19 protein-coding genes and 1 pseudogene are annotated in these 25678 nt (G+C 71.2%); 9 read left to right on the top strand and 11 right to left on the bottom strand.

The window, feature by feature from the left end; all coding sequences use genetic code 11:
• The gene (locus JUB10_RS07030; RefSeq protein ID WP_207454994.1) at positions 1-915 is read left to right on the top strand and encodes a carbohydrate ABC transporter permease; all 915 of its coding nucleotides are present in this window, start codon (positions 1-3) and stop codon (positions 913-915) included.
• A 204-nt stretch (positions 916-1119) separates the two neighbouring features.
• Positions 1120-1272: a hypothetical protein gene (locus JUB10_RS07025; RefSeq protein ID WP_207454993.1), complete on the top strand. Its 153-nt coding sequence runs from the start codon at positions 1120-1122 to the stop codon at positions 1270-1272.
• A 262-nt stretch (positions 1273-1534) separates the two neighbouring features.
• On the opposite strand, the gene JUB10_RS07020 is transcribed toward JUB10_RS07025, so the two are convergent.
• From JUB10_RS07020 to JUB10_RS07000, 5 genes are all read right to left on the bottom strand, one after another.
• Positions 1535-1873 (bottom strand): fluoride efflux transporter FluC, encoded by a 339-nt coding sequence (locus JUB10_RS07020; RefSeq protein ID WP_207454992.1) that lies wholly within the window; start codon positions 1871-1873, stop codon positions 1535-1537.
• The gene (locus JUB10_RS07015) at positions 1870-2247 is read right to left on the bottom strand and encodes a fluoride efflux transporter FluC (RefSeq protein ID WP_207454991.1); all 378 of its coding nucleotides are present in this window, start codon (positions 2245-2247) and stop codon (positions 1870-1872) included. Before JUB10_RS07015 ends, JUB10_RS07020 begins: the two co-directional genes overlap by 4 nt.
• Positions 2244-4301, bottom strand: a complete 2058-nt coding sequence (locus tag JUB10_RS07010) for an APC family permease (protein ID WP_207455958.1) — start codon at positions 4299-4301, stop codon at positions 2244-2246. Before JUB10_RS07010 ends, JUB10_RS07015 begins: the two co-directional genes overlap by 4 nt.
• Positions 4302-4434: 133 nt before the next feature.
• Entirely contained in the window at positions 4435-6093 is a 1659-nt protein-coding gene (locus JUB10_RS07005; protein WP_207454990.1) for an MDR family MFS transporter, read from the bottom strand.
• Positions 6090-6713 carry a TetR/AcrR family transcriptional regulator gene (locus JUB10_RS07000; RefSeq protein ID WP_207454989.1) on the bottom strand — a complete coding sequence of 208 codons (624 nt, stop codon included), beginning with the start codon at positions 6711-6713 and terminating at the stop codon, positions 6090-6092. Before JUB10_RS07000 ends, JUB10_RS07005 begins: the two co-directional genes overlap by 4 nt.
• A gap of 71 nt (positions 6714-6784) precedes the next feature.
• On the opposite strand from JUB10_RS07000, the gene JUB10_RS06995 reads away from it, so the two are divergent.
• The gene (locus JUB10_RS06995) at positions 6785-7465 is read left to right on the top strand and encodes an HAD family hydrolase (protein ID WP_207454988.1); all 681 of its coding nucleotides are present in this window, start codon (positions 6785-6787) and stop codon (positions 7463-7465) included.
• Positions 7466-7495: 30 nt separating this feature from the next.
• On the opposite strand, the gene JUB10_RS06990 is transcribed toward JUB10_RS06995, so the two are convergent.
• Positions 7496-8329: a putative RNA methyltransferase gene (locus tag JUB10_RS06990; RefSeq protein WP_207454987.1), complete on the bottom strand. Its 834-nt coding sequence runs from the start codon at positions 8327-8329 to the stop codon at positions 7496-7498.
• Positions 8330-8415: 86 nt separating this feature from the next.
• On the opposite strand from JUB10_RS06990, the gene JUB10_RS06985 reads away from it, so the two are divergent.
• Positions 8416-9168, top strand: a complete 753-nt coding sequence (locus tag JUB10_RS06985; protein ID WP_207454986.1) for a MerR family transcriptional regulator — start codon at positions 8416-8418, stop codon at positions 9166-9168.
• Positions 9169-9330: 162 nt separating this feature from the next.
• Here JUB10_RS06985 and yczE read toward each other — a convergent pair whose 3' ends face one another.
• A complete protein-coding gene (gene yczE, locus JUB10_RS06980; protein ID WP_207454985.1) occupies positions 9331-9972 on the bottom strand; it encodes a membrane protein YczE in 642 nt (213 codons plus the stop codon).
• A 62-nt stretch (positions 9973-10034) separates the two neighbouring features.
• On the opposite strand from yczE, the gene yczR reads away from it, so the two are divergent.
• Both yczR and JUB10_RS06970 read left to right on the top strand, forming a co-directional pair.
• Positions 10035-11453, top strand: coding sequence for a MocR-like transcription factor YczR (gene yczR, locus JUB10_RS06975; protein WP_207454984.1), 1419 nt, complete (start codon positions 10035-10037; stop codon positions 11451-11453).
• A 94-nt stretch (positions 11454-11547) separates the two neighbouring features.
• The gene (locus JUB10_RS06970; protein ID WP_207454983.1) at positions 11548-14673 is read left to right on the top strand and encodes an efflux RND transporter permease subunit; all 3126 of its coding nucleotides are present in this window, start codon (positions 11548-11550) and stop codon (positions 14671-14673) included.
• Positions 14674-14836: 163 nt separating this feature from the next.
• On the opposite strand, the gene JUB10_RS06965 is transcribed toward JUB10_RS06970, so the two are convergent.
• Positions 14837-15787, bottom strand: a complete 951-nt coding sequence (locus tag JUB10_RS06965; protein WP_207454982.1) for an alpha/beta hydrolase — start codon at positions 15785-15787, stop codon at positions 14837-14839.
• Between the two features lie 239 nt (positions 15788-16026).
• Here JUB10_RS06965 and JUB10_RS06960 point away from each other — a divergent pair, with 239 nt between their 5' ends.
• Complete coding sequence (locus tag JUB10_RS06960) at positions 16027-18099, top strand: DEAD/DEAH box helicase (protein WP_207454981.1); 2073 nt, start codon at positions 16027-16029, stop codon at positions 18097-18099.
• 109 nt (positions 18100-18208) lie between these two features.
• On the opposite strand, the gene JUB10_RS06955 is transcribed toward JUB10_RS06960, so the two are convergent.
• Positions 18209-18544 carry a hypothetical protein gene (locus JUB10_RS06955; RefSeq protein ID WP_207454980.1) on the bottom strand — a complete coding sequence of 112 codons (336 nt, stop codon included), beginning with the start codon at positions 18542-18544 and terminating at the stop codon, positions 18209-18211.
• A gap of 50 nt (positions 18545-18594) precedes the next feature.
• The gene (locus JUB10_RS06950; RefSeq protein ID WP_207454979.1) at positions 18595-19467 is read right to left on the bottom strand and encodes an EamA family transporter; all 873 of its coding nucleotides are present in this window, start codon (positions 19465-19467) and stop codon (positions 18595-18597) included.
• An 81-nt stretch (positions 19468-19548) separates the two neighbouring features.
• Here JUB10_RS06950 and JUB10_RS06945 point away from each other — a divergent pair.
• Positions 19549-20909 (top strand): annotated as a pseudogene (locus JUB10_RS06945) (L-serine ammonia-lyase).
• A gap of 49 nt (positions 20910-20958) precedes the next feature.
• On the opposite strand, the gene JUB10_RS06940 reads toward JUB10_RS06945, so the two are convergent.
• On the bottom strand, positions 20959-21822 hold the full coding sequence (locus JUB10_RS06940; RefSeq protein ID WP_207454978.1) for a S1 family peptidase: 864 nt from the start codon (positions 21820-21822) through the stop codon (positions 20959-20961).
• Between the two features lie 243 nt (positions 21823-22065).
• On the opposite strand from JUB10_RS06940, the gene JUB10_RS06935 reads away from it, so the two are divergent.
• Positions 22066-25674, top strand: a complete 3609-nt coding sequence (locus tag JUB10_RS06935; RefSeq protein WP_207454977.1) for an ExeM/NucH family extracellular endonuclease — start codon at positions 22066-22068, stop codon at positions 25672-25674.
• The last annotated feature ends 4 nt before the right edge of the window (positions 25675-25678 follow it).

Raw genomic sequence — 25678 nt, 5'->3', positions numbered from 1 at the left:
ATGACCGCGATCGCGGAGAAGCCGACCACGACCGAGCCGCGCGGGCACGACGGCCGCGTCATCACGCCGCGCAAGCGCCGCCCGAGCGCGCGGCTGCTGACCGGCGCGACCCTGAGCTACCTGATGCTCGTCGCCCTCGCGCTGATCTACATCTACCCCTTCCTCATCTCGATCGCGTCGAGCTTCAAGACGGATGCCGAGGCGACCCAGAACGCGCTCGCGCTGCTGCCCGGCACGGTGACGTTCGCCGCGTACGACCGGCTGTTCAACGACACCGACATCGCTCGGTGGGCGGGCAACTCGGTGCTCATCACGGTGTTCGTCACGATCGGCCGCATGTTCTTCGACTCGCTGGCGGGCTACGCGCTGTCGCGGTTGAAGTTCCGCGGGCGGACGCTGCTGTTCGCCGCGTTCCTCGCCGTGCTGAGCGTGCCCAACGTCGTGCTGCTCATCCCGCGGTTCCTGATCCTGCAGCAGCTCGGCATGTACGACAGCTACGCCGGCATGATCGTGCCGCTGCTGTCGACCGCCGCGGGCATCTTCATCATGAAGCAGTTCTTCGACTCGATCCCGGTGAGCGTCGAGGAGGCGGCACGCATCGACGGCGCCGGCGTCTTCCGAACGTTCTGGACCATCGTGCTCCCCATGGCCCGGCCCGCTCTCGTGACGCTGTTCATCCTCAGCTTCCAAGGCTCGTGGAACGAGTTCGCGCACTTCGTCGTGTCACGGCAGAGCAGCGAGCTCAACACCCTGACGACGGGGGTCGCCTCGCTCGTCTCGGGGCAGCTCGGCGAAGGCAACCAGTACCCGCTGCAGCTCGCGGCCGCCGTGCTCATGACCATCCCGGTCGCAATCCTGTTCTTCATCTTCCAGCGCCGGATCATGAACACGACCGCGGGAGCCGAGAAGGGCTGACGGATGACTGGAGCGCGGTGCCCCTCGAGGCCCCGCGGCGGTCGTGGTGCCGGGCTAGCGCGATCGGCAGTGTTCCGGCCAGGCATCCGAAATCCGCATGCTGCTCGTCTTTGGCCAGCGCGGCGGGGCGGGGGTCGAGTACCGTATCGGGTCCGCATCTTCGGCCCCCGTTCGAGGGCCATCGACGCCAGGAAGCCAGTCCCGATGTTCAAGTCCCCTCTTCTCCGCGCGCGCCTGCTCGCCGCGGCCGTCGCCCTCGCCGGCGTGATCGCCGGCCTCGCCGCTGCCGAGCCCGCGTACGCGAAGGCCGCCGTGAGCGCCCCGTCCGCAAGCACCGCGGTCGACGGCATCCGCTAGTCGCTAGCGCTGCTTCGGCGCTGCGCTGCCGCGGAGCCCGCTCGCGTGCCATGGGCGTCCCTTCAACAGGACAAGCCCGGCGACACGCCGCCCGAGCGCGCGGAGACTCGGCGCGTCGCGGCATCTGTCCTGCCGAGAGAACCGGCCGGGCACTGCGGCCTCTGTAGGAGCCCCGTACCGACACGCCGCACCCCGCCACCGGTCGCGCGGCGCGTCGCGGCGCCCGTCCTACAGACGCCGCAACCAGCGGGTCACGCGCGCCTCACACCAGCGCCGACGCCACCACGAACCCGGCCCCCGCGAGCCCGATCCCGAGCACGAGGTTCGCGGCGACGGATGCCACGGCGACCCGCCACCGCCCCTCGAGCGCGAGTTCCACGGTCTCGAGACTGAACGTGCTGAACGTCGTGAGGCCGCCGGCGAGCCCGGTCACGAGCACGAGCCGCAGGTCGGCGGGTGCGATCGCGACGACGGCGCCCGCGAGCGCGCTGCCGACGGCATTCACGGCGAGCACGCCCCACGGCGCCGGCAGCGCGACGGTCACCAGTTGACGCAGCACCGCGCCGAGCGCGGCCGCGACGACGGTGACGAGCGCGATCATGCGGCGTCCGCTGGGGGAGTGAGCGCCCGCCCGAGCGCGAGCCCGCCAAGCGCGGCCGCGAAACCGAGCACGAGCGTCGCGACGATGTAGGTCACCGCGGCCGCGAGCGGCAGCGTGATCGCCGACACCGCGACCGCGGAGAACGTCGTGAACGCGCCGAGCAGCCCAGGACCGACGCCGAGCCGCACGAGCCGCGGCGCCACGGGCCACAGCCACGCCGCGAGCAGCGCGAGCACGAGCGAGCCGAGCGTGTTGATCGCGAGCGTGCCCCACGGGAACGCGCCGGGCGGCACGGTCGAGTCGACCGCCAGACGCACCGCGCCCCCGGCGAGTCCGCCGAGGGCGACCGCGCCGAGGTCGGCCGCGCGGCTCACAGGCCGTGCGGTCCCTGCCCCGTGAGGGCGTCGCGCTTCTCCGGCCGTCCGGGGGTCGCGTTGAGGTCGCGCGGGCGCCCGTCGAGCGGGATGTGCGCTCGCTTCAGCGGAGGACGCAGGGGCTCGCCGCGACGGTCCTGGCCGGGCAGCGGCCGCGACGTGCGCGTGTAGAGCGCGCGCGACGAGTCGAGCAGCCACGGCACGACCGCGACGGTGACGCCCGGGCACAGCATGAGGCGGTTGCGGATGCGGCGGGCGCGGTGGTTGTGCAGCAGCTCCTCCCACCAGTGGCCGACGATGTACTCCGGCGTGTAGACGGTGACGACCTCGGGGCCGACCTCCTCGCGCCGCTGCTTGATGTGGTAGATCAGCGGCGTCGCGATCTCGCGGTACGGCGAGGGCACGACCGTGAGCGGCACCTCGATGTTCTGCTTCTCCCACTCGGCGAGCAGCTTCTGCGTCGCGGCGTCGTCGGTGGAGACGTGCACGGCCTCGAGCGACGCGTGCCGCGCGGCGATCGCGTAGTCGAGGGCCTTGAGCACGGGCTTCTGCATGCGCCCGACGAGCACGATGCCGTGGTCGCCGGCCGAGCCGAACTCGGTCACGTCGTCGACCGCGATGTCGCGCTCGACCTTGCCGTAGTAGCGGTTGATGCGCAGCATCACCCAGAACAGCACCGGCATGATCGCGAAGACGAGCCACGCGCCGTGCGTGAACTTGGTGATAGTCACGACCACGAGCACGACGCCGGTGAGGGTCGCACCGACCGCGTTGATCGACAGCGACCGCACGACGGTCTGCCGGTCGGTGCAGCCCTCGCGCAGCATCCGGAGCCAGTGGCGCACCATGCCGATCTGGCCGAGGGTGAAGCTCACGAAGACGCCGATGATGTAGAGCTGGATCAGCCCGGTGACGCTCGCCTGGTAGACGAGCAGGATGACGGATGCCGCGAGCGCGAGCACGATGACGCCGTTGGAGTACACGAGGCGGTCGCCGCGGGTGAGCAGCGACTTGGGTGCGTAGCTGTCCTTCGCGAGCACCGAGCCGAGCAGCGGGAAGCCGTTGAAGGCGGTGTTCGCGGCGAGGAGCAGCACCGCGGCGGTCGCGGCCTGGATGACGAAGAACGGCAGGCTGCCCGCGCCGAACGTGGCGGCGGCGAGCTGCGCCATGACGCTGAGCTGCGGCTCGGTCGCGCACTCGGCCCAGCCGACGAGGTCGCAGGGGGCCTCGGCGTAGTGCACGCGGGCGATGAGCGCGAGCGCGGTGACGCCGACGAACAGGGTGATCGCGATGCCGCCCATGAGCACGAGCGTGCGCTGGGCGTTGCGCACCTTCGGCATCCGGAACGCGGGCACGCCGTTGCTGATCGCCTCGACGCCGGTGAGCGCGGAACATCCGCTCGCGAAGGCGCGGAGGAGCAGGAGCACGAAGGCGGCCTGCGAGAGCTCGTGCGCTTCGACGGTGTACTGCGAGCTCTCGGCGATCGGGGCGTCGCCGGCGAGCGTGCGGGCGAGGCCGACGACGACCATGACGAGCACGCTGCCGATGAAGAGGTAGGTCGGCACGGCGAACGCCTTGCTCGACTCGGAGACGCCGCGGAGGTTCACGGCGGCGAGCACGATGACGAAGCCGATGGCGATCTCGACGCGGGCCGGGTTGAGTTCCGGGAACGCGGAGATGATGTTGTCGACGCCCGACGCGACCGACACGGCCACGGTCAGCACGTAGTCGACGAGCAGGGCGGATGCCACGACGAGCCCGGCCTTCTCGCCGAGGTTGCGGTGCGCCACCTCGTAGTCGCCGCCGCCGGACGGGTAGGCCTTGATCAGCTGGCGGTACGACGCGACGACGACGACGAGCAGCACGACGACGGCCGCCGCCACCCACGGCGCGAACGACAGGAACGCGAGCCCTCCGAGCGTCAGGATCAGCAGCAGCTCCTGCGGCGCGTACGCCACGGAGGAGAGCGGGTCACTGGCGAAGATCGGGAGAGCGAATCTCTTCCGGAGAAGTTGCCCCTCGAGCTTGTCGGACGGGAGAGGTTCTCCGAGCAGCCACCGTTTCGGCGACCGACCCTCAATAGTCACGAGCGGCGACTATACGCCGATTGACAACGGAATCAAGGACGAAAGTCCTGGTCGGAAGTCCGGTTTCGCCCGAGGCTCAAACCGGACTCCCGACTCCTGGTCAGTCCTTCGTAGGAGCGCTCTCCCGATGCTCGCCGGTCGCGGCGGCGGGCGCCTGACGGTTCGCGCGCTGCTCGGCCTCGAGCGCTTCGGCCTCCTCGCCGCCGACCGCCTCGCCGCGGGCGATCATGCCCGCGACATCCGACAGCGGGATCTGCTTGAGGAAGAGCGACAGCAGGAACGCGGCCGCGAGGAACGGCAGCAGGTACCAGAACACGGGGGCGAGCGCGTCGGCGTACGCGGCGACGATGTCGGTGCGCAGCGCCTCGGGCAGGGCATTGAGGGTGGCCGGGTCGAGCGTGGCGGTGGACTGCGCGGCATCCGCCTGCGAGAAGCCCGCGCCGGAGAACGCGCCGTTGAGGTTGTCGGAGAGCCGGCTCGTGAAGATCGCGCCGAACACCGCGATGCCGAGCGAGGCGCCCACCTCGCGGAAGTAGTTGTTCGTGCTCGTCGCGGTGCCGACGTCCTTCGGGTCGACGGCGTTCTGCACGACCAGCACGACGACCTGCATGATCAGGCCGAGGCCCGAGCCGAAGAGCAGCAGGTAGACGCAGATGAGCCAGATCGGGGTCTCGGCCGAGAGCTGCGTCATGAAGACCATCGCGACGGCGGTGACGAGGGTGCCGGCGATGGGGAACAGCTTGTACTTGCCGGTGCGGCTGATCGCGATACCGGACGCGATCGAGGTGCCCATCACGCCGACCATCATCGGCAGCATCAGCAGGCCGGACTCCGCGGCAGAGGTGCCCGACGCCATCTGCAGGAACGTCGGCACGAAGCCGATGGCCGCGAACATGCCGAGGCCCAGCGCGAAGCCGATAGCGGTGGCGTTGACGAAGACCGCGTTGCGGAAGAAGCCGAGCGGGATGATCGGGTCCTCGGCGCGGGCCTCGACGAGCACGAAGACGATCGCGGCGGCGAGGAAGCCCGCGCCCCACATCCACGTCTCGAGCGCGCCCCAGCCGTGGTCGGAGTCGCCGCCGAAGTCGCTGAAGAAGACGAGGCACGTCGTGGCGATCGAGAGCAGCACGACCCCGGCGACGTCGATGCGCTTCGTCGCGCGCTTGTTGGGCAGCGTGAGCGCGAACCAGGCGATCGTGAAGGCGGCGATGCCGACGGGGATGTTGATGTAGAACGCCCACTGCCAGGTGAGGTGGTCGACGAAGAAACCGCCGAGCAGCGGGCCGCCGACGGCCGACAGGCCGAAGATCGCGCCGAGCGGGCCGAGGTACTTGCCGCGCTCGTTCGCGGGCACGATGTCGGCGATGATCGCCTGCGAGAGGATCATGAGCCCGCCGCCGCCGAGGCCCTGGGCCGCGCGGAACACCACGAACGACCAGAAGTCGCCGGCGAAGGCGCAGCCGATGGAGGCGAGCGTGAAGAGGGCGATCGCGATCAGGAACAGGTTGCGTCGCCCGAGCACGTCACCGAACTTGCCGTAGATCGGCATCACGATCGTGGTCGCGAGCAGGTAGGCCGTCGTGATCCACGCCTGGTGCTCGACTCCGCCGAGCTCGCCGACGATCGTCGGCATGGCCGTGGAGACGATCGTCTGGTCGAGGCTCGAGAGCAGCATGCCCGAGATCAGGGCGGAGAAGATGATCCAGATCCTGCGCTTGGTGAGCAGCAGCTGGGGCGGCGCCGAGGCGGTCGCGGTCATGCGGAGTGTCCTTCGTGGGTGGGGAGGAAGAGGGAGCGGGCGAGCTCGGCGTTGGCGTGCACGAGCTCCTCGAAGGAGCGCTCCTCGTCGGGGCGCAGGAACTGCTGCATCGAGCGGTGCAGCAGGATGCCGCCGAACTGCACCGCAAGGGCGGGGCGCGGGTCGTCGGGCGGCAACTGCTCGACCTCGGCGATCGCCTCGGTGAGCTTGCGCTCGCCCTCACGGTTGACCTCGAGCATCGTCGCGAGGAGCTTCGGCTCGTCCTCGAGCAGGCTCATCAGCTCGAGCGCCTCGTCGCGCCGCCCCTCGACCTCGTGGAAGTGGTCGATCGCCACCTGCGCCATCCGGTCGACGAGCGGCCGGGAGCGGTCGCGCTTCAGCGACTCGAAGACGATCTCGTCGTCCTCATCGTCGTGCGAGCGCCCGATGACGGCGTGCTCCTTGGTCGCGAAGTAGTTGAAGAAGGTGCGCCTCGCGATGCCGACCTCGGCGCACAGCTCGTCGATCGTGAAGCCGCTGAGGCCGACCTCCCTAGTCAGGTCGCGGGCTCGGGCGATGAGGTCGGCGCGGGTGCGCTCCTTACGCCGCTCGCGGAGCCCTGGTGTTGCACTCGGCGTCACGAGTGCAATTATGCACCCTTGCCGCGCCGTGCATCCAGACGTTTCACACGCCACCCGTGTCAGATCGAACAATGACCGATCGTCAGCTCTCCGTTGTCCTGTTCGACATCGACGGCACGCTCGTCGACTCCAACTACCTGCACGTCGACGCGTGGCACCAGGCCTTCGCCGACCTCGGCGTCCACGTGCAGGCCGCGCACGTGCATGCCGCGATCGGACTCGACTCGACCAAGCTGCTCGAGCGACTGCTGCAGGAGCGCGCGGAGGAGCTCGGCGACCGGGCGAAGGAGCTGCACAGCGAGTACTACGAGAAGCACGCCAACCGGCTGCACCGCTTCGACAAGGTGACCGAGCTGTTCACGGCGCTGCGCGAGCGCGGGCTGCGGGTGGTGCTCGCGAGCTCGGCGCCGCAGGAGGAGCTCGAGCTGCTGCTGAAGGCGATCGACGCCGACGAGCTCATCGAGGCGGCGACCTCGTCGAGCGACGTCGAGACCGCGAAGCCGGAGCCCGACGTCATCCAGGCCGCCCTGCAGAAGGTCGGCGCCGACGCGGCCGAGGCGATCATGGTCGGCGACGCCCGCTGGGACGTCGAGGCCGCTCGCAACGCCGGTGTCGACACGATCGGCGTGCTCACCGGCGGTCGGGGCGTGGGCGAGCTGACGGATGCAGGAGCGCTCGCCGTCTACGCCGACCCGGCCGACCTCCTCGAGCACCTCGACGAGAGCCCGATCGCGGAGCGCCTGCGCGGCTAGCGCCCGCGCGGCGACGAGCGCCTGCCGCGGCTACCGCTCGGCGCGCACCGCCCAGGTCGAGACCACGACCGAGACGGTGACGTCCACGGGAAGGGTGAGCGCGGCGACGCGCTCGGTCACCTGGTCGGCCGTCACGTGGTGCGCGCTCGGCCCCATCCGCACCTCGCGCGAGACGTCAGGCTCGTCCATGGACACGGTGTACTCGAGGGACCGCTCGCTCAGTCGCTCGAACGCGGCGAGCGAGGCGGCGAGCCGCTCCTCCTTCTGCGGGTCGACGTCGAGCAGGCCGAGCGGTCCGCGCAGCTCCGTGAGGTGGCGCGGCGTCGGCGTCACGACGACGAGCACCCCGTCCGGCGCGAGGATGCGCGCGAGCTCGGCCCCGTTACGCGGCCCGAAGACGCTGAGCGCCGCGCTCGCGGCACCGCTCAGCACGGGGAGCGGGCGCCAGGCGTCGGCGGTCGCCGCGGCGGCGCGCTCGTGGGCGCGAGCGGCGCGGCGGGCGGCGTAGGGGGAGAGGTCGAGACCGAGGCCGACGAGCCGCGGATGCCGCTCGAGCACCCGGCCGAGGTAGTACCCCGTGCCGCCGGCGACGTCGACCACGAGCCCGTCTGTGTCGGGCACCGCATCGGCGAGCGCGTCCGCGATCGCGGCGTAGTGGCCGGAGCCGAGGAAGTCGGCGCGCGCCGCGACCATCTCGGCGGTGTCGGCGGAGGTCGCCGTCCTGCCGCCCGCGACGAGCGACGCGTAGCCCTGCTTCGCGAGGTCGTGCGTGTGGCCGCGCTCGCAGACGAGGGAGCGCTCGCGCTGCGTCATCCGCTCGCCGCACACCGGGCAGGCGAGGGCGGCGACGACGGCGGGAAGCATGACGCGACCCTACCGACCCCCGCTTATCGGGCTTGACCTTGACGTTGCGTCAACCTCTACCGTCGTCGCTGAAAGAGGGAGATGGCATGGACTGGTCGATCCAGGAGGTCGCGCGGCTCGCGGGCACGACGTCGCGCACGCTGCGGCACTACGACGACATCGGGCTGCTCGCCCCCTCGCGGATCGGCGGCAACGGCTACCGCTACTACGACGCGACCGCGCTCGCCGCGCTGCAGCGGATCCTGCTGCTGCGGGAGCTCGGGCTCGGCCTGCCCGCCATCGCGGAGGTGCTCGAGGGCGAGCGCGACGACGCCGCGGCCCTGCGGCTGCACCTGACCTGGCTCGGTCGCGAGAAGGACCGGCTCGACCGGCAGATCGCGAGCGTGCGGAGAACCCTCGAGGCACTGGAGGGAGGTGAGGAACCCATGGCAGAGGAGATGTTCGACGGCTTCGACCACCGCCGGCACAAGGACGAGGTGGTCGAGCGCTGGGGGCAGGATGCGTGGACCGCGAGCGACCGCTGGTACTCGAGCCTGTCCGAGGACGAGAAGCGCGGCTTCATGGCGAGCCAGCAGGCGATCCAGCGCGACTTCGCCGCGGCGCACGCGGCGGGCGAGCGGCCCGACGGCGACGTCGCGCAGGCGATCGCCGCGCGCCATCACGAGTGGGTCGGCATCGGCTGGGGCGGCAAGCCCGTCGATGCGGACGCGTTCATCGGGCTCGGCGACATGTACGTCGCCGACCCGCGCTTCGGCCGCAACTACGGCGAGCCGGGCGACGGCGGCGTCGAGTTCGTGCGTGACGCGATGCGCACGTACGCGGAGCGGAACCTGCGGTAGCCGTTCGGCGGTCGAGTATGCGGCTGTTTCCGCCTACTCGACCGCCGTTCGCGGGTCAGAGGTACCGCACGGGCACCGCGCGGTAGCCGTCGCGGGCCAGGTCGCCGACGGTCGTCAGCGCACCCCAGAGGGAGAGCACCGCGAGCGCGAGCAGGAAGCCGGTCATGATCGCCTCCCTTCGAGAGCGGGAGCGGGCGCGCCGTGAGCGGATGCCGCGGCGCCGGGAGTCAGGAACCAGGGGAGTGTCAGCTGCAGCAGCGGCCCCACGAGCAGTGCGAACGCGAGGGTGCCGATGCCGACGGTGCCGCCGAGCAGCCAGCCGATGGAGAGCACGGTGAGCTCGATCACGGCGCGCACGCGGCCGATGCGGAAGCCCCAGCGGCCGTTGATCGCGGTCATCAGGCCGTCGCGGGGGCCGGGGCCGAAGCCGGCGCCGATGTAGAGGCCGGTGGCGATGACGAGCAGTCCGAGTCCCGACGCGAAGAGCAGGGCCTGCGCCCAGAGCTCGGTCGGGGCGGGGATGAACGGCATCGCGACATCCGCCGCCGGCCCGACGAGGAGGACGTTGAGCAGCGTGCCGACGCCCGGCTTCTGCAGCGGCAGCCAGGCGAGCAGCACGACGGCGCCGATGAGCAGGGTGACGAGGCCGAAGCTCAGCCCGGTGTGGGCGGAGACGCCCTGGCTGAGGACGTCCCAGGGCGAGACGCCGAGGCCGGCGCGGATCATCAGGGCGAGGGCCACTCCGTAGAGCGACAGGCCGACGATGAGTTGCACGAGGCGTCCGGTGAGTCCAAAGCGGGGCATGACGTACATCCAATTGCTCTATTGGCCTTGTTGCTAGAGGCCAATCGTTCTACGGTGGCTCCATGTCGACGCTCTCCGCCCGTCAGACGGGCCTGCTGCTGTCGGGCTGGCGCGACGCGGCATCCGCCGCGGCCTACCTCGCGCTCGCCGACCGGTTGCGGCTTCTCATCATCGACGGCCGCATCCCCGTCGGCACCCGGCTGCCCGCCGAGCGCGAGCTCGCGACGCAGCTCGCGGTGAGCCGCACCACCGTCACGGCCGCCTACGGCGCGCTGCGCGAGGGCGGCTGGCTCACGAGCGTGCGCGGATCGGGCAGCGTCGCGCGCCTGCCCCAGCGGGCGCCCATCCTGACGGAGTCGCCCTCGACCGGGGTGCTCGACTTCACCAAGGCCGCGATGCCGGCGACCCCGGCGCTCGCCGCGGCCGCTCAGCGCGCGGCGGCCCGGCTGCCCGAGTACCTCGGCGACCCCGGCTTCGACCGCGTCGGGCTGCCCGAGCTGCGGGCGCAGATCGCCGACCGCTACACCCAGCGCGGGCTGCCCACCGACCCCGACGAGGTGCTCGTCACGATCGGCGCCCAGCACGCGATCACGCTGCTGCTGCGCACCCTCGTCTCGCGCGGCGATCGCGCTCTCGTCGAGACCCCGAGCTACCCGCACGCGTACGAGGCCCTCAAGCTCGCGGGCACCCGCATGGTGCCGGTCAGCGTGAGCGACGACGGCTGGGACCTGCCCGCCCTCGAGCAGTCGCTGCAGCGCACGAGCCCCGCCATCGCCTACCTCATGCCCGACTTCCACAACCCGACCGGGCAGGTCATGCCGGCCGCGGTCCGCGCGCATCTGCTGGACCTCGCGTCGCGGCAGGGCACCGTCGTCATCGCCGACGAGACCATGGCCGAGATGAACATCGACCACCCAGCCCTGCCGCTGCCGCTCGCCGCGTACGGCGACGCCGTGCTCATCGGCAGCGTCGGCAAGAGCGTCTGGGGCGGGGTGCGCGTCGGTTGGATCCGCGCGGGCCGGCCGCTCATCCAGCGCATCGCCAACGGCCGCACCGCGGTCGATCTCGGCACCCCGACGCTCGAGCAGCTCATCGTCTCCGAGCTCCTGCCGCAGATGGACGACATCCTCCGCGAGCGGGGCGACGTGCTGCGCGCCGGCCGCGACCACCTCACCGCCCGGCTCGCCCGGAGCTTCCCGGAGTGGGAGGTGCCCGACGTCAGCGGCGGCCTGACGTTCTGGATCAACCTGGGCGAGGCCGTCAGCTCGCAGCTCACCCTCGCCGCCCGGGCCGAGGGGCTGCTCCTCGCCGCGGGGCCGAAGTTCGGCATCGACGGTGCGTTCGAGCGCTTCCTCCGCCTCCCGTTCAGCTACCCGACGGCCGAGCTCGACCGGGCCGTCGACGCGCTCGAGACGGCGTGGCGCCGGGTCGGCCACGTCGTGCTGCCGGAGGACCAGGGCCTCCTCGCAGCCGTCGTCTGAGGTAACGGACTGCTGCGAATCATCCTCCGGACTGACTGATCGGTCAGTCCGGTCTGGTTCACTTTCCGGTGCCACCACATCCCCGGGAGCATCCGTGCATCTGCTGTCCGTCTTCAGCCTGCGCAACCGCGCGCTGATCGCGCTCGTCACCATCGTCATCGGCCTCTTCGGCGGTATCGCGCTGACCAACCTGCGCCAGGAGCTCATCCCCTCCGTGCAGTTCCCGCAGCTCGTCGTCGTGACGGCCTATCCCGGCGCCGCGCCCGAGGTCGTCAACACGGATGTCTCGGAGCCGATCGAGACCGCCATCCAGAGCGTCGCGGGGCTCGAGGAGACCTCGTCGACCTCGACCACGAACCTCTCCACCGTCTCGGCGTCCTTCCAGTACGGCACGAACATCACGACCGTCGAGCAGCGGGTGCAGCTCGCGATCAACCGGATCGAGTCGCAGCTGCCCGCCGACGTCGACCCGCAGGTCATCACGGGTTCGATCGAGGACCTGCCCGTCATCCAGATCGCGGTCATCAGCGACCTCGACGCCACCGAGCTGACGTCGCGCCTCGAGACATCCGCGATCCCCGACCTGCAGCAGCTCGAGGGCGTGCGCGACGCGCAACTGCTCGGCACCACCGGTCAGCGCGTCACGATCACGCCCGACCAGACCGCCCTTCTCGCGGCCGGCTTCACGACGCAGTCGATCCGCGACGCGCTCGACGCCAACGGCGTGCTGATCCCCGCCGGGTCGATCACCGAGGACGACAGCACCCTCACCGTGCAGGGCGGCGAGCGCATCGGCGACGCCGAGACGCTCGCGGCGCTGCCGCTCGTCGGCGACCCGGGCGAGGTCACCACGATCGGCGACGTCGCGACCGTCGACGTCGTCGAAGACCCGATCACCGGCTACTCCCGGGTGAACGGCGAGCCCGCCCTCACGATCGCGGTCACCAAGACGCCCGAAGGCAACACCGTCGACGTCTCGCACGTCGTGCAGGACGAGCTGCCCGCGATCGCCGACGCCGTCGGCGGCGACACCGAGTTCACGAACGTGTTCGACCAGGCGCCCTACATCGAGGAGTCGATCGAGTCGCTCGCGACCGAGGGGCTGCTCGGCCTCGTCTTCGCGGTGATCGTGATCCTCGTCTTCCTGCTGTCGATCCGGTCGACGCTGGTCACCGCGATCTCGATCCCCGCGAGCGTGCTCATCACCTTCATCGGCCTGCTCGCGGCCGACTACACGCTCAACATCCTGACCCTCGGCGCGCTCACGATCGCGATCGGCCGCGTCGTCGACGACTCGATCGTCGTCATCGAGAACATCAAGCGGCACCTCTCGCTCGGCGAGGAGAAGCTGCAGGCGATCCTCACCGCCGTGCGCGAGGTCGCGTCGGCCGTCACGGCGTCGACCGTCACGACGGTCGCGGTGTTCCTGCCGCTCGCGCTCGTCGGCGACATCGTCGGCGAGCTCTTCCGCCCGTTCGCGCTGACCGTGACGATCGCGCTCGCCGCGTCGCTCTTCGTCTCGCTGACGATCGTTCCGGTGCTCGCCTACTGGTTCCTCCGCGCGCCCCGCGCCCGCAAGCGCGCGGCGACGGATGCCTCGGGCGGCGCCACCCCGGCCCGGCTCACCCGCTCGGTCGCGGTGCCCCGCCCCGCCGACCTCGAGCGGCGCGGCCCGCTGCAGAAGGGGTACCTGCCGGTGCTCCGCTTCTCGCTCAAGCGCCCGCTGCTCACCCTGCTCGCCGCGGGCCTCGTGCTCGTCGGCACCGTGGCGCTCGTGCCGAGCCTGCAGACCAACTTCATCGGCGACAGCGGGCAGAACACCCTGACCGTGACGCAGGAGCTCGAGCCGGGCACGAGCCTCGAGGCGCAGAACGCCGCCGCATCCGAGGTCGAGGACATCCTGCTCGACATCGAGGGCATCGAGACGGTGCAGACCTCCGTCGGCTCGAGCGAGGGCGACGTGCAGGCCGCCTTCTTCGGCAGCGGCGACGCCACCTTCTCGGTCACGACCGACGAGACGGTCGACCAGGTCGAGCTGCAGGCCGAGGTGCGCGAGCGCCTCGACGAGCTCACGGACGCCGGCGACATCCGCGTCACCGCCTCCGGCAGCGGCTTCGCGTCGAGCGACATCGAGGTCGACGTGCGCGCGGCCAACCAGGACGACCTCGGTGCCGGCGCCGAGGCGGTGCTCGCGGCGGTCGAGGACCTCGACGTCACCGCCGACGCGACGAGCAGCCTCGCCGAGTCGCAGCCCTTCATCGCCGTGACCGTCGACCGCGAGGCCGCCGCGGCCGCGGGGCTCTCGGAGATCGCCGTCAGCGGCATCGTCGCCGAGGCGAAGCTGCCCAACTCGATCGGCGACGTCGTCTTCGACGGCGACACCCTCTCGGTGTACATCACCAACCCCGACGCGCCGCAGACCCTGCAGGAGCTGCGCGACTTCCCGATCCCGACCGCGACCGGACTCGTGCCGCTGTCGAGCCTCGCGAGCGTCGAGGAGCAGCAGGGTCCCGCGAGCATCTCCGCGCAGCGCGGCGTGCGCACGGCGACGATCAGCGTGACGCCGTCGATCGCGGATGTCACGAGCGCGTCGGCCGCGATCCAGGAGGCCGTCGACGAGGCGGACCTGCCCGAGGGCGTCACGGCGGAACTCGGCGGCGTCACGACCGAGCAGGCCGACGCGTTCGGTCAGCTCGGCATCGCCCTGCTCGTCGCGATCCTCATCGTGTACGTCGTCATGGTCGCGACCTTCCGCAGCCTGCGCCAGCCGCTGCTGCTGCTGATCTCGGTGCCGTTCGCGGCGACCGGCGCGATCCTGCTGCAGGTCATCAGCGGCATCCCGCTCGGCGTGCCGTCGCTCATCGGCGTGCTCATGCTCATCGGCATCGTCGTCACGAACGCGATCGTGCTCGTCGACCTCGTGAACCAGTACCGCGAACGAGGGCTGCCGGCGCGCGAGGCCATCGTCGAGGGTGCGTCGCGGAGGCTCCGGCCGATCCTCATGACGGCGCTCGCCACGATCTTCGCGCTGACCCCGATGGCGCTCGGCATCACGGGGCAGGGCGGATTCATCTCGCAGCCGCTCGCGATCGTCGTGATCGGCGGCCTCGTGTCGTCGACCGCGCTGACGCTCATCGTGCTGCCGGCGCTGTACTGGCTCGTCGAGGGGGCGAAGGAGCGCCGGGCGGAGCGCCGCGCGGTGAAGGCGGCGGCTGCGTAGGGGCTGCTGCCCCGCCCAGCCCCGCCCACAGCGGGCGGCGAGTGTACGGAAACTGCTGCCTCCGGTCGGTGCGGGCAGCAGTTCTCGTACATTCGGCCGCGGCTGAAGCAGGGAGAGGGTGCACTTTCGAGGGGCGGGCGCCGCGAAGGGCACCGGCCCCGCGTCAGCCCACCGACAGGTGCAGGTCCAGGAACCGCACGATGCGCTCGCAGATCTTCCGGTCGAGCAGCGCCGAGGCGTGCGCCTGCCCCTCGACGCGCACGAACGTGGCGGAGGCCCCCGCCTCGCCGAGCTGCTCGACGAGCCGCTCCGACTGCTCGATGGGCACCCAGTCGTCCTCGGCATGCACGACGAGGAACGGCGGGTCGGAGGCATCCGCGTGGTACCCGGGGCTCGCGGCGCGGGCGGCGTCGCAGCCCTCGAAGTCGGCGCAGCCGAGGTAGTTGAGCTGCAGCTTGGCGAACGACGGCAGCCCGTACGGCCCGAGCTCCTGCCCCTCGGCGGTGAGGTCGGTCGGGGCGCTGAGGTCCACCACCGCCGCGACGCGGGTGCCCTCCCGGTAGGAGCCCTCGCCGCTCGTGCCGAGCAGCGCCGCGAGGTTTCCGCCGGCGGAGTCGCCCACGGCGCCCACGCGCGCGGGGTCCACGTTGTAGCGCTCGAGCGTGTCGGCGGACCGCACGAACTCGACGGCCGCGCGGGCGTCGTCGAACTGCGCCGGGAAGGTGTGCTTCGGCGCGAGCCGATAGTTCACGTTGAAGACGACGTACCCGGCCTGGGCGAGGTACTGGCAGAGGCTGCGCCGCGAGGCATCCGACTTGCTGCCGCGCGTCCAGCTGCCGCCGTGCAGCTGCACCAGGGCGGGCCGCTCCGCCGTCGCGTCGGTGTCGTCGCCGGCGCCGGGTGGCAGGCAGACGTCGAGCATGAGGGACTCGCCGTCGACCTCCGTATAGGCGACGTCCTCCTCGACGGCGACCTCGGGGTACTCGAGCGTCATCGGATAGGTCGGCAGCACCGGCTCGACGGTCGCGCTCTCGGTGGGGGTCGCGCCCGCGCACGCGACGAGCAGGGCGACGGATGCCGCGACGAGGAGCCCACCGCCCGCGCGTCGCCTCATGGCGCGGAACTATAGCCGCACACGCGCCGACCCTGGTGCGACAGAGGTCCCGCGGGGTATGGTGGAGGGTCGGCCATGGACGGCGCGGAGTTGCAGCCGCGTGAACATGTAGTCCTGTGGGCCGGTTTCGGCAGCGAGTCCGCTGCTGAACACATCCTCATGTGGAACGGCCCCGGTCGACGAATGCCCGGGTTTGTTAGGCGCTGCGCGCCGCCATGTGCACTACCCGGAAGAATCTGATGCCTCAGTTCAAGAAGGCGGCGTCTTCGCACGCCCGCAACAACCCCAACGCCCCGCGCAAGGCGGGCAGCAAGAGCCCCAAGCACCGCGGGTTCCGCGCCGAGTCGGATGCCTCGTCGAAGAAGCCCCGCTGGTCGAGCGACGAGCGAGTGGCCCGTGGCCGTGGCGCCGAGCGTCCTCGTGGGGGCGAGCGCCCCGACTGGAGCCCCCGCGGCAACGACGGCGCCGTGCGCGGCCGCCGCGACGCCGAGCAGCCCCGCGGTGGTCGCCGTTTCGACCGTGACGAGCGCCCCGCCGCCCGCGGTGAGCGTCCGGACCGCCCGACGCGGTTCGACCGCGAGCGCCCGCAGCGCTTCGAGCGCAACGACCGCCCGCAGCGTTTCGAGCGTGACGACCGTCCGCGTCGCTTCGAGGACGACCGTCCCCGTCGCTTCGACCGCGACGAGCGCCCGAGCCGCGACCGCGACGAGCGCCCGGCCCGCGGCTACGACCGCGACGAGCGTCCCCGCCGTTTCGAGGACGACCGCCCGCGCCGTTTCGACCGTGACGAGCGTCCCGCTCGTGACGACCGCCCGGCCCGCGGCTTCAACCGCGACGAGCGTCCCCGTCGTTTCGAGGACGACCGCCCGCGTCGCTTCGACCGCGACGACCGCGCGCCCCGCGAGGACCGCGGCCCCCGCGACGAGCGTCGCTTCGAGCGTCCCCGCCGCGAGGCATCCGCTCACCCCAGCCGCTCCTACGGCGACCGCCCGCGCCGCGACGACCTCGAGCGCGAGCCCCGCAGCTTCGAGGACCGCCGTGACTCGCGTTTCTACCCGGAGCGCGCCGAGCGCTTCGAGCCGCAGGACGACGTGGTGCTCGAGCGCCTCGAGGCCGAGGCCATCCAGGCCGAGGACGTCGAGGGCGTGAGCTTCGCCGACCTCGGACTCGGCGCGAACATCACCCGCGTGCTCGGAGAGCTCGGCGCGACCTCGCCGTTCCCGATCCAGGCGGCGACCATCCCCGACGTGCTCTCCGGCAAGGACGTGCTCGGCCGAGGCCGCACCGGCTCCGGCAAGACCATCGCGTTCGGCGCGCCCCTCGCGGAGCGCCTGCTCGAGAACGGCGGCGCCAAGGGCCGCAAGCCCGGCCGCGCGCCGCGCGCCCTGATCCTCGCGCCGACCCGCGAGCTCGCGCTGCAGATCGACCGCACCGTGCAGCCGATCGCCCGCAGCGTCGGCCTCTTCACGACGCAGATCTACGGCGGCGTGCCCCAGGCGCGCCAGGTGGGTGCGCTCAACCGCGGCGTCGACATCATCATCGGAACGCCCGGCCGCATCGAGGACCTCGTGGAGCAGGGCCGCCTCGACCTCAGCGAGGTCGCGATCACGGTGCTCGACGAGGCCGACCACATGTGCGACCTCGGCTTCCTCGAGCCGGTGCAGCGCATCCTGCGGCAGACCAAGGAGGGCGGCCAGAAGCTGCTCTTCTCGGCCACGCTCGACCGCGGTGTCGCGAACCTCGTCGATGAGTTCCTCGTCGACCCGGCCGTGCACGAGGTCGCCGGTGAGGACCAGGCGTCGTCGACGATCGACCACCGCGTGCTGCTCATCGACCAGCGCGACAAGCGGGAGATCATCGAGCAGCTCGCCTCGGGCGACAACAAGACGCTCGTCTTCGCCCGCACCCGCGCCTTCGCCGAGGAGCTCGCCGAGCAGCTCGACGACGCGGGCATCCCCGCGGTGTCGCTGCACGGCGACCTCAACCAGTCGCGCCGCACGCGCAACCTCGAGAAGCTGACGAGCGGCCGCGTGAATGTGCTCGTGGCGACGGATGTCGCGGCGCGCGGCATCCACGTCGACGACATCACCCTCGTGGTGCAGGCCGACGCCCCGGACGAGTACAAGACCTACCTGCACCGCGCCGGCCGCACCGGTCGCGCCGGCAAGCAGGGCACGGTCGTGACGCTCATCACCCGTGCTCGCCGCCGCCGCATGGAGGAGCTGCTCGGCCGCGCCGAGATCGAGGCGACCGTCGAGGCGGCCCGCCCCGGCGACGCGCTCGTCTCCGACCTGGTCACCTCCGCGCAGTAACCGCGGGGGCGCCATCCGGCGCTCGAGTTGCGGCGCAGCCGCGTATCGATTCCCTCGCACCGAATGGGCGAGCCCCGACAGTCCGACTGTCCGGGGCTCGCCCGTTCCGCTATCCGGTGCCGGAGCCGCTTCCCCAGAGGGGATGCGTCGCCGCGGCCGCCACGATCACCGCGACGCCGACGACGAACAGCACGACCTCGATCCGCGTCGGATGCCGGTGGGCAACTACCCCGCGCACGAGGGCGACCGCGCAGCCCACGGCGAGCAGCGCGGCGAAGCCCAGCAGCGTCCAGGCGAGGGCCCACGCGCCGGTCGACAGCGTCTCGGTCACCGCATCGGCCGATCCGATGGCGTCGCCGACCGCGAACACGAGGGCGGCTGCGCCGGCGAGGACGACCGTGGCGACCGCGACCGGCAGCCCCACCCGGGGCGAACTCGTCTCCATGGCGCGACCCTAGCGTCAGCCCGTGACAGCGTCAGCCGGTGACACCGTGGCTACGCGAGGGCGAAGAGCCCGCTCGCGCCGAGCGCGAGGGCGAGGCCCACGTACTGCAGCGGAGCGATCCGCTCCCGCAGCACGGCGGCGGCGAGCAGGATCGTGCCGGCCGGGTACAGCGCGATGAGCACCGACGTGACCGCGAGGTCACCGAGGCGCAGCGCGATCAGCGAGCCGAGGTTCGCGGCGGCATCCACGAGCCCGGCGGCGATCGCGAAGGCCAGCCCGGTGCGGATGCCGTTGCGCGGGCGCGCCTCGCCCGAGCCATCCGTCGCCCGGCGCCGCAGCAGCACGAGCACGAGCGCGGTGCCCATGATGAGCGCGTTGACCCCGCGGTTGTAGAACAGCGGGATCAGGCCCGAGTCCTCGGGGGTCAGCTCGAGCAGCACGAGGAACGCGCCGATGCCGGCACCGGCGCCGACCGCCATGACGAGCGCCAGGGGGCGGGGCCGCACCGCGCCCTGCTCCGGCACGAACCCGACGAGCACGACCGCGGCGAGCGCCACTGCCAGGGCGATCCAGCCGACCGCGGTGAGCTGCTCGCCGCGGGCGAGGCCCACCGTCACGGGCACGAGCGCCGACACGACCGCGGTGAGCGGCGACAGGATGCTCATCGGCCCGATCGCGAGGCACGCGTAGAGCAGCGAGATGCCGATCGCGCCCGTGACGCCGCTGATGGCGCCGAACAGGGCGGCATCCGGCGACCAGACTCCCCCCACGACGGGGTAGGCGAGGGCGAGCGCCCCGAGCCCGGACACCGCGACGACCAGCGTGACGGCGATCGTGTTCATGCGGCGCGACGCGAGCCCGCCGAGGAAGTCGGCGGCGCCGTAGATGATCGCGCTCGCGAGTCCGATCACCACCGACAGCACGAACCCTGAGCCTAGCGAGGCCCGGAGTTACGATGGCAGGTGCGGAGACGACGACGTCCGCCGCGCAACAGGAGGCCCCTCATGGGTGTGCACGTCTCGGCACTCGAACTCTTCTCGATCGGCATCGGGCCCTCCAGCTCCCACACCGTCGGGCCCATGCGGGCCGCCCGGGCGTTCGTGCTCGAGCTCGCCGAGACCGGCCTTCTGCCCGAGGTCGCCCGCGTCGAGGCGGTGCTCTACGGCTCGCTCGCCGCGACCGGGCTCGGGCACGGCACCCCCGACGCGCTCGTCGCCGGACTCCGCGGCCTCGACCCCGAGACTTGCGACCCCGCCGACGTGCGCGGCGCGTGGTCCGAGCACCCCGACGGCGCGCCACTGCCGCTGGCCGGCTCGCACGCCGTGCCGTTCAACAGGGCGGATGTCTCGTTCGAGTCGTTCACGCGCCTGCCGCGGCATCCGAACGCCCTCACCCTGCGTGCCTGGTCGGCGCACGCCCCGCTGCCGCTGGCCGAGTCGACGTACTACTCCGTGGGCGGCGGGTTCATCCAGCGCGAGGGAGACGGCCCGGGGGAGCGCGGGCGCACGGCATCCGGCTACACGACGGCCGCGGAACTGCTCGCGGAGTGTGCGGCGACGGGCTCGAGCATCGGCGACGTCGCCCGGCGGGCGGAGCGAGAGTTCCGCAGCGACGAGGAGACGGATGCTGGACTCGACGCCATCTGGGCGGCGATGCGCGAGTGCGTGACCGCGGGGCTGCACGCCGACGGGGAGTTGCCCGGCGGGCTGCGGGTGCGTCGGCGGGCATCGGGGCTGCGGCGGCACCTCGAGGCGGCGGCGCAGGACGGCCACGACACGTCGATCGAGTGGCTGCATGCGTACGCGCTCGCCGTGAACGAGGAGAACGCGGCGGGCGGGCGGGTCGTGACCGCGCCGACGAATGGTGCCGCCGGCATCCTGCCCGCGGTGCTGCACTACTACTGGAACTTCCTGCCCGGGGCATCCGCCGAAGGGGTGCGGGTTTTCCTGCTGACCGCCTCGGCCATCGGCTCGCTCGTCAAGGCGCACGCCTCGATCTCGGGGGCGGAGGGCGGATGCCAGGCCGAGGTCGGCTCCGCGTGTGCGATGGCCGCTGCGGGGCTGTGCGCCGTGCTCGGCGGCACTCCGCCGCAGGTGGAGAACGCGGCGGAGATCGCGATGGAGCACCACCTCGGCCTCACCTGCGACCCGATCGCGGGGCTCGTGCAGATCCGTGCATCGAGCGGAACGCAATCGCCGCGTCGACCGCGATCTCGGCGGCGCGGCTCGCGATCCACGGCGACGGCACGCACGTCGTGTCGCTCGACGCGGTGATCGAGACGATGCGCCAGACGGGTGCCGACATGTCGACGAAGTACAAGGAGACGAGCGAGGGCGGCCTCGCCGTCAACGTCGTCGAGTGCTGAACATGCGGAAGGGGGAGGCCCCGCAGGACCTCCCCCTCCTCGTACGTGATCAGGCTGCGGGCTGCAGTCCGAACTCCTTCAGCCAGTCGAGCGAGGCGTCGATGTCGACCCGCTGGTAGCCGCCGATGTAGCGGCAGTTCGACGTGAGGCCGTAGCTCGTGACGCCGACGATCTGGCCGCCGAGGAACACGGGGCCGCCCGAGTCGCCGAAGCAGGTGCCCCCGCCGCCACGGTTGTCATTCGGGTTGCCCTGCAGCTGGAACACCTGCGGGTCGAGCTTCTGACCGGGCGACGTCGTCTGCCGACGGATCAGCGGGTACGACTGCGGAGTCGGCTTCTGCGGCCCGGTCTCCGGCTGGCGCACCTCGGTGCCGTAGCCGACGACCTCGAAGATCGTCTTGTTGAACTTCAGGGGGTCGAGGGTGCCCTCCGGAGCGATCTCGGCCGGCTCGATGTCGAAGATCGGCTCGTCGAGCACGACGACGCCGAGGTCGTTCCAGGTGTCGAGGTCCGTAAAGTCGGAGTACTCGGGGTGCGTGAACGCCGTGCCCGACAGGTAGCCGGCCGCCTCCAGCTCTTCCTCTGTGTAGCCGGCGATTGGATCGACGGCATCCGGAAGCCCCGACGGCGGTTGCTCGGCGATCACCGAATCGAAGGTGACGAGTGTGCGTCCGGCCGTGCCGTCTGTGCAGTGGGCTGCGGTGAGGAGCACCGTCGACGATACGAGCGTTGCAGAGCACCGGTACCGGGCATCCTCGCCAGTTCCGTCGTAATAGAGGATCATCGCGACGTTCGGGTGGTCGTTCCCATCCGGCGTCCCTCCCGTAATGGCCGCCGCCGGCAGTGTTCCGGCGGCGCTCAAACCGATCAGTGACGCCGCGAAGAGCGCGGCGGCGCGGATCTTTCGATTCATGTGGACCTCCCCGTCCGAGTGATGGTCCTTTCGACGCTAATGACGCGAACGTTAACGGCGTGTAACCACTGTCTGAGAGTGGTGGCCAAAGTCGGTGGCGTCACTTACCTTCGTCACCTGTACGGGGGCCACATTCCCGTACTTCCACCACCACTCTCTGGAGTCATGCCACCCATGCGCTCAACTACGCGGCAGCCTGCCCGCACCACGAAACGGGGGCTCGCCGCCGCCGCCATCACAGGGGTGAGCGCGATCGCTCTCTCCCTGCTGCCCGCCACCTCGGCGTTCGCCGCACCCACCACCACGATCGCCGGAGTGCAGGGCTCCGGTACCTCCACCCCGGTGAGCGGTCAGTCGGTCACGGTGCAGGGCATCGTCACCTCCGACCTCATGGGCCCCGGCAACTACGACGGTTATGTCATCCAGTCGCAGACGCCGGATGCCGACCCCACCACGTCCGATGCGGTTTTCGTGTTCATCCCGAGCTCGGGTGACACCGCGACCCTGCCCGGCTTCGGCGTCGGCGACCTGGTCGAGGTCACGGGTGTCGCCGGCGAGAACTTCGGACTCACCCAGATTCGACAGACGTCGGTCAGCGTCGTGCAGAAGGCCGTGGGCGTGCCCGCCCCGGTCGTGCTTCCCGACACGGTGGTCGGCGCCGCTCGCGAGGCCTACGAGAACGTGCACGTCACGCTCGGCAGCACCTACCGCCTCGCCTCCACCCACAACGCGGTGAACTTCGGTGAGCTCTGGCTGAGCGCCGGCGATGCGCCGCTCGTCAAGAACACCGAGACCACGGATGTCTCCGATCCGCGGGCCGCCGCGATCGCCGCATCCAACGCCGAGCGGCTTCTCTTCGTCGACGACGGCTGGAGCCGCCGCACCGACACCGCACAGCACACGGCCGACCAGCCCTGGCTGTCGAAGGACGTCGTCGCCCGGAACGGGGACTACGTGAGCTTCCCCGGCCAGTCGTTCATCCTCAGCTACGGCTTCGACCGCTGGCGCCTGCAGCCCACGACGCCGATCTCCTCGGCTGATCGGAAGGGCTACGCGGCGACGTTCACGAGCGGCAACCCCCGCTCGGCAGCGGCACCGGCCGTCGGCGGCGACGTGCAGCTCGGCGCGTTCAACGTGCTCAACTACTTCACGACGCTCACCAGCCAGAACACGCAGGCCCGCGGCGCCGAGACGGCGGAAGAGTTCGCCCTGCAGGAGGAGAAGATCGTCAAGGCGATCAACGCCCTCGGCGCCGACGTCGTGGCCCTGCAGGAGATCGAGAACTCGATCAAGCTCGGCGAGGAGCGCGACGAGGCCCTCGCGACGCTGGTCAAGGCGCTGAACGCGGCGGGCGGCAGCTGGGACTACGTCCGCACGCCGGCGGAGCTCGTCGCGGCGAACACCGACTACATCACGAGCGCGATCATCTTCGACACGCGCAGCGTGAAGCCCGTCGGCAGCGCCCGCACCATCGTCGATGAGTCGGTCTGGGGCAATGCGCGCGAGCCGATCGCCCAGACCTTCGACGCGAACGGCGACGTCTTCACGGTCGTGGCCAACCACTTCAAGTCGAAGTCCGGCACCGACACCATCGACGGCACCGACCCGCAGGGCGAATTCACGCCCGACCGCGTTGCCCAGGCGAAGTCGCTGCTCGCGTTCACCGACGAGCTCACCGCGGCGAGCGGTTCCGAGGACATCGCGCTCATCGGCGACTTCAACGCCTACACCCAGGAGGACCCGATCCAGGTCTTCACCGGCGCCGGCTGGGTCGACGCCGAATCCTCCCACTCGGGCGGGTCGTACACCTACACCTTCGACGGAGAGCTGGGGTCGCTCGACCACATCCTCCTCAGCCCCTCGCTCGACGAGCAGGTGACCGACGCCGCCGTATGGTCGATCAACTCTCCGGAGTGGTCCGAGCGCGCCTATTACGGCGTCGCCGCGGATGACACGGTGTTCCGCTCGAGCGACCACGACCCGTCGCTCGTCGGCATCGACTTCGTCGACCCCGTGACCGAGATCGACGTCTTCGCGATCAACGACTTCCACGGGCACCTCGAGGCCGCGAACCCCGACCCGGGCGCCGCCGTGATCGCGGGCGCGCTCGAGCAGTTCCGCGCCGAGAACCCGGCGACGATCTTCGTCTCGCAGGGCGACAACATCGGAGCGTCGACGTTCACCTCCTTCATTCAGGACGACGAGCCCACGCTCGACGTCCTGAACGAGATGGGTCTCGCGTTCAGCGTGACGGGCAACCACGAGTACGACCGCGGCATCGACGACCTCACGGGTCGCGTGAGCGACAGCTCGGACTTCCCGTACGTCGCGGCGAACGTCTACGCGGCCGACGGCACCCGGATATTCGACGACTACTACGCGCAGACGTTCGGCGAGACCACCGTCGCCTTCGTCGGCGCCGTCACCGAGGACCTGCCGTCGCTCGTCAGCCCGGCCGGGCTCGAGGGCGTCTCGGTCACCGACATCTCGACCGAGGTCAACCGGGTCGCCGAGTACCTGACCGACGGGAACGAGGCGAACGGCGAGGCCGACGTGCTGATCCTCTCGCTGCACGAAGGTGCGCCGACCGCCAACCCGGTGGATGCCACAGGCGACAACGCGTTCGGCGAGATCGTCCGCAATCTCGACCCCGAGTTCGACGCGGTGCTCTCGTCGCACACGCACCAGGAGTACTCGTACGAGGTCGCCGGGCTGCCCATCATCCAGGGCGGCCAGTACGGTCAGAACCTCAGCCACCTGACGATCTCGGTCGACCCGGCCACGGGTGAGCCCACCGGGATCACCGGCGGCATCGTCGACCTGTCGCCGACGAGCCACAAGCCCGATCCCGAGGTCGCGCAGATCGTGGCGGCGGCGGTCGCCGAGGCGAACGTGCTGGGCGCGCAGCCCCTGGGCGACATCACGGCCGACTTCCGTCGCGCCGTGCAGCCGGCCGGCACCGAGAACCGCGGCGGCGAGTCCACCATCGGCAACTTTGTCGCCGAGGTGCAGGAGTGGGCCACGCGCCAGCAGGGCACCGACTTCGCCCTGATGAACCCGGGTGGCATCCGCTCCGACCTGCTCTACGCGTCCACCGGGTCCGCCGGTGACGCCGACGGGCTCGTCACCTACCGCGAGGCCGCGACCGTGCAGCCGTTCGCCAACACGCTCGTCGCGCTCGACCTCACGGGTGCCCAGCTGAAGCGCGTGCTCGAGGAGCAGTGGCAGCCCGCCGGTGCCTCGCGACCGTTCCTCAAGCTCGGCACGAGCGGCTCGCTCGAGTACACCTACGACCCGACGGCTCCCGCGGGTAGCCACATCACGGGCATCTACGTCGACGGCGTGCGCGTCACCGACGGAGACGTCTTCCGGGTCGCGGTCAACTCCTTCCTCGCGTCGGGTGGAGACAACTTCTCCACCCTCGCGCAGGGCACCAACCGCGCCGACACCGGGCAGGTCGACCTGCAGGCGATGGTGGATTGGTTCGAGGAGTTCGGCACGGCGTCGCCCTCGAGTGCGCAGCACGCGGTCGGCGTCGTCGCCAACCAGGGCGGTGTCTACGGCCCGAGCGACAAGGTCGAGCTGCAGCTCTCCTCGCTCACCTTCAGCCGCGGCGAGTTCCCGGAGGGCGCGACCGTGCAGGTGAGCCTCGGCGGCGAGGTCGTCGCGACCGCGCCGATCACCCGCACCCTCGTCAGCAACACCGACGAGGTCGGTCAGGCCAGCGTCCGCTTCCCCGCGCACGGCGCCGGCAAGAAGGGCACCTACGACCTGATCATCACCGTGCCCGGCACCGACACCGAGATCGCCTACCCGATCTCGTGGGACCCGCACAAGAAGAAGCGCGGCTAGCACC

The sequence above is a fragment of the Desertivibrio insolitus genome (assembly GCF_017355965.1).
Classification (GTDB): domain Bacteria; phylum Actinomycetota; class Actinomycetes; order Actinomycetales; family Microbacteriaceae; genus JAFIQW01.
Note: the sequence above shows the minus strand (reverse complement) of the source record. Positions and strands in the feature narration are given on the sequence as shown.

Bases quoted from the DNA above. Each gene is read 5' to 3' on its own strand.
- JUB10_RS06995 (WP_207454988.1), top strand. From the start codon at position 6,785: ATGACCGATCGTCAGCTCTCCGTTGTCCTGTTCGACATCGACGGCACG.
- JUB10_RS06965 (WP_207454982.1), bottom strand. From the start codon at position 15,787: ATGAGGCGACGCGCGGGCGGTGGGCTCCTCGTCGCGGCATCCGTCGCC.
- JUB10_RS06985 (WP_207454986.1), top strand. From the start codon at position 8,416: ATGGACTGGTCGATCCAGGAGGTCGCGCGGCTCGCGGGCACGACGTCG.
- JUB10_RS07020 (WP_207454992.1), bottom strand. From the start codon at position 1,873: ATGATCGCGCTCGTCACCGTCGTCGCGGCCGCGCTCGGCGCGGTGCTG.
- JUB10_RS06960 (WP_207454981.1), top strand. From the start codon at position 16,027: ATGCCTCAGTTCAAGAAGGCGGCGTCTTCGCACGCCCGCAACAACCCC.
- JUB10_RS06990 (WP_207454987.1), bottom strand. From the start codon at position 8,329: ATGCTTCCCGCCGTCGTCGCCGCCCTCGCCTGCCCGGTGTGCGGCGAG.
- JUB10_RS07005 (WP_207454990.1), bottom strand. From the start codon at position 6,093: ATGACCGCGACCGCCTCGGCGCCGCCCCAGCTGCTGCTCACCAAGCGC.
- JUB10_RS06955 (WP_207454980.1), bottom strand. From the start codon at position 18,544: ATGGAGACGAGTTCGCCCCGGGTGGGGCTGCCGGTCGCGGTCGCCACG.
- JUB10_RS07025 (WP_207454993.1), top strand. From the start codon at position 1,120: ATGTTCAAGTCCCCTCTTCTCCGCGCGCGCCTGCTCGCCGCGGCCGTC.
- JUB10_RS06940 (WP_207454978.1), bottom strand. From the start codon at position 21,822: ATGAATCGAAAGATCCGCGCCGCCGCGCTCTTCGCGGCGTCACTGATC.
- JUB10_RS07030 (WP_207454994.1), top strand. From the start codon at position 1: ATGACCGCGATCGCGGAGAAGCCGACCACGACCGAGCCGCGCGGGCAC.
- yczR (WP_207454984.1), top strand. From the start codon at position 10,035: ATGTCGACGCTCTCCGCCCGTCAGACGGGCCTGCTGCTGTCGGGCTGG.
- yczE (WP_207454985.1), bottom strand. From the start codon at position 9,972: ATGCCCCGCTTTGGACTCACCGGACGCCTCGTGCAACTCATCGTCGGC.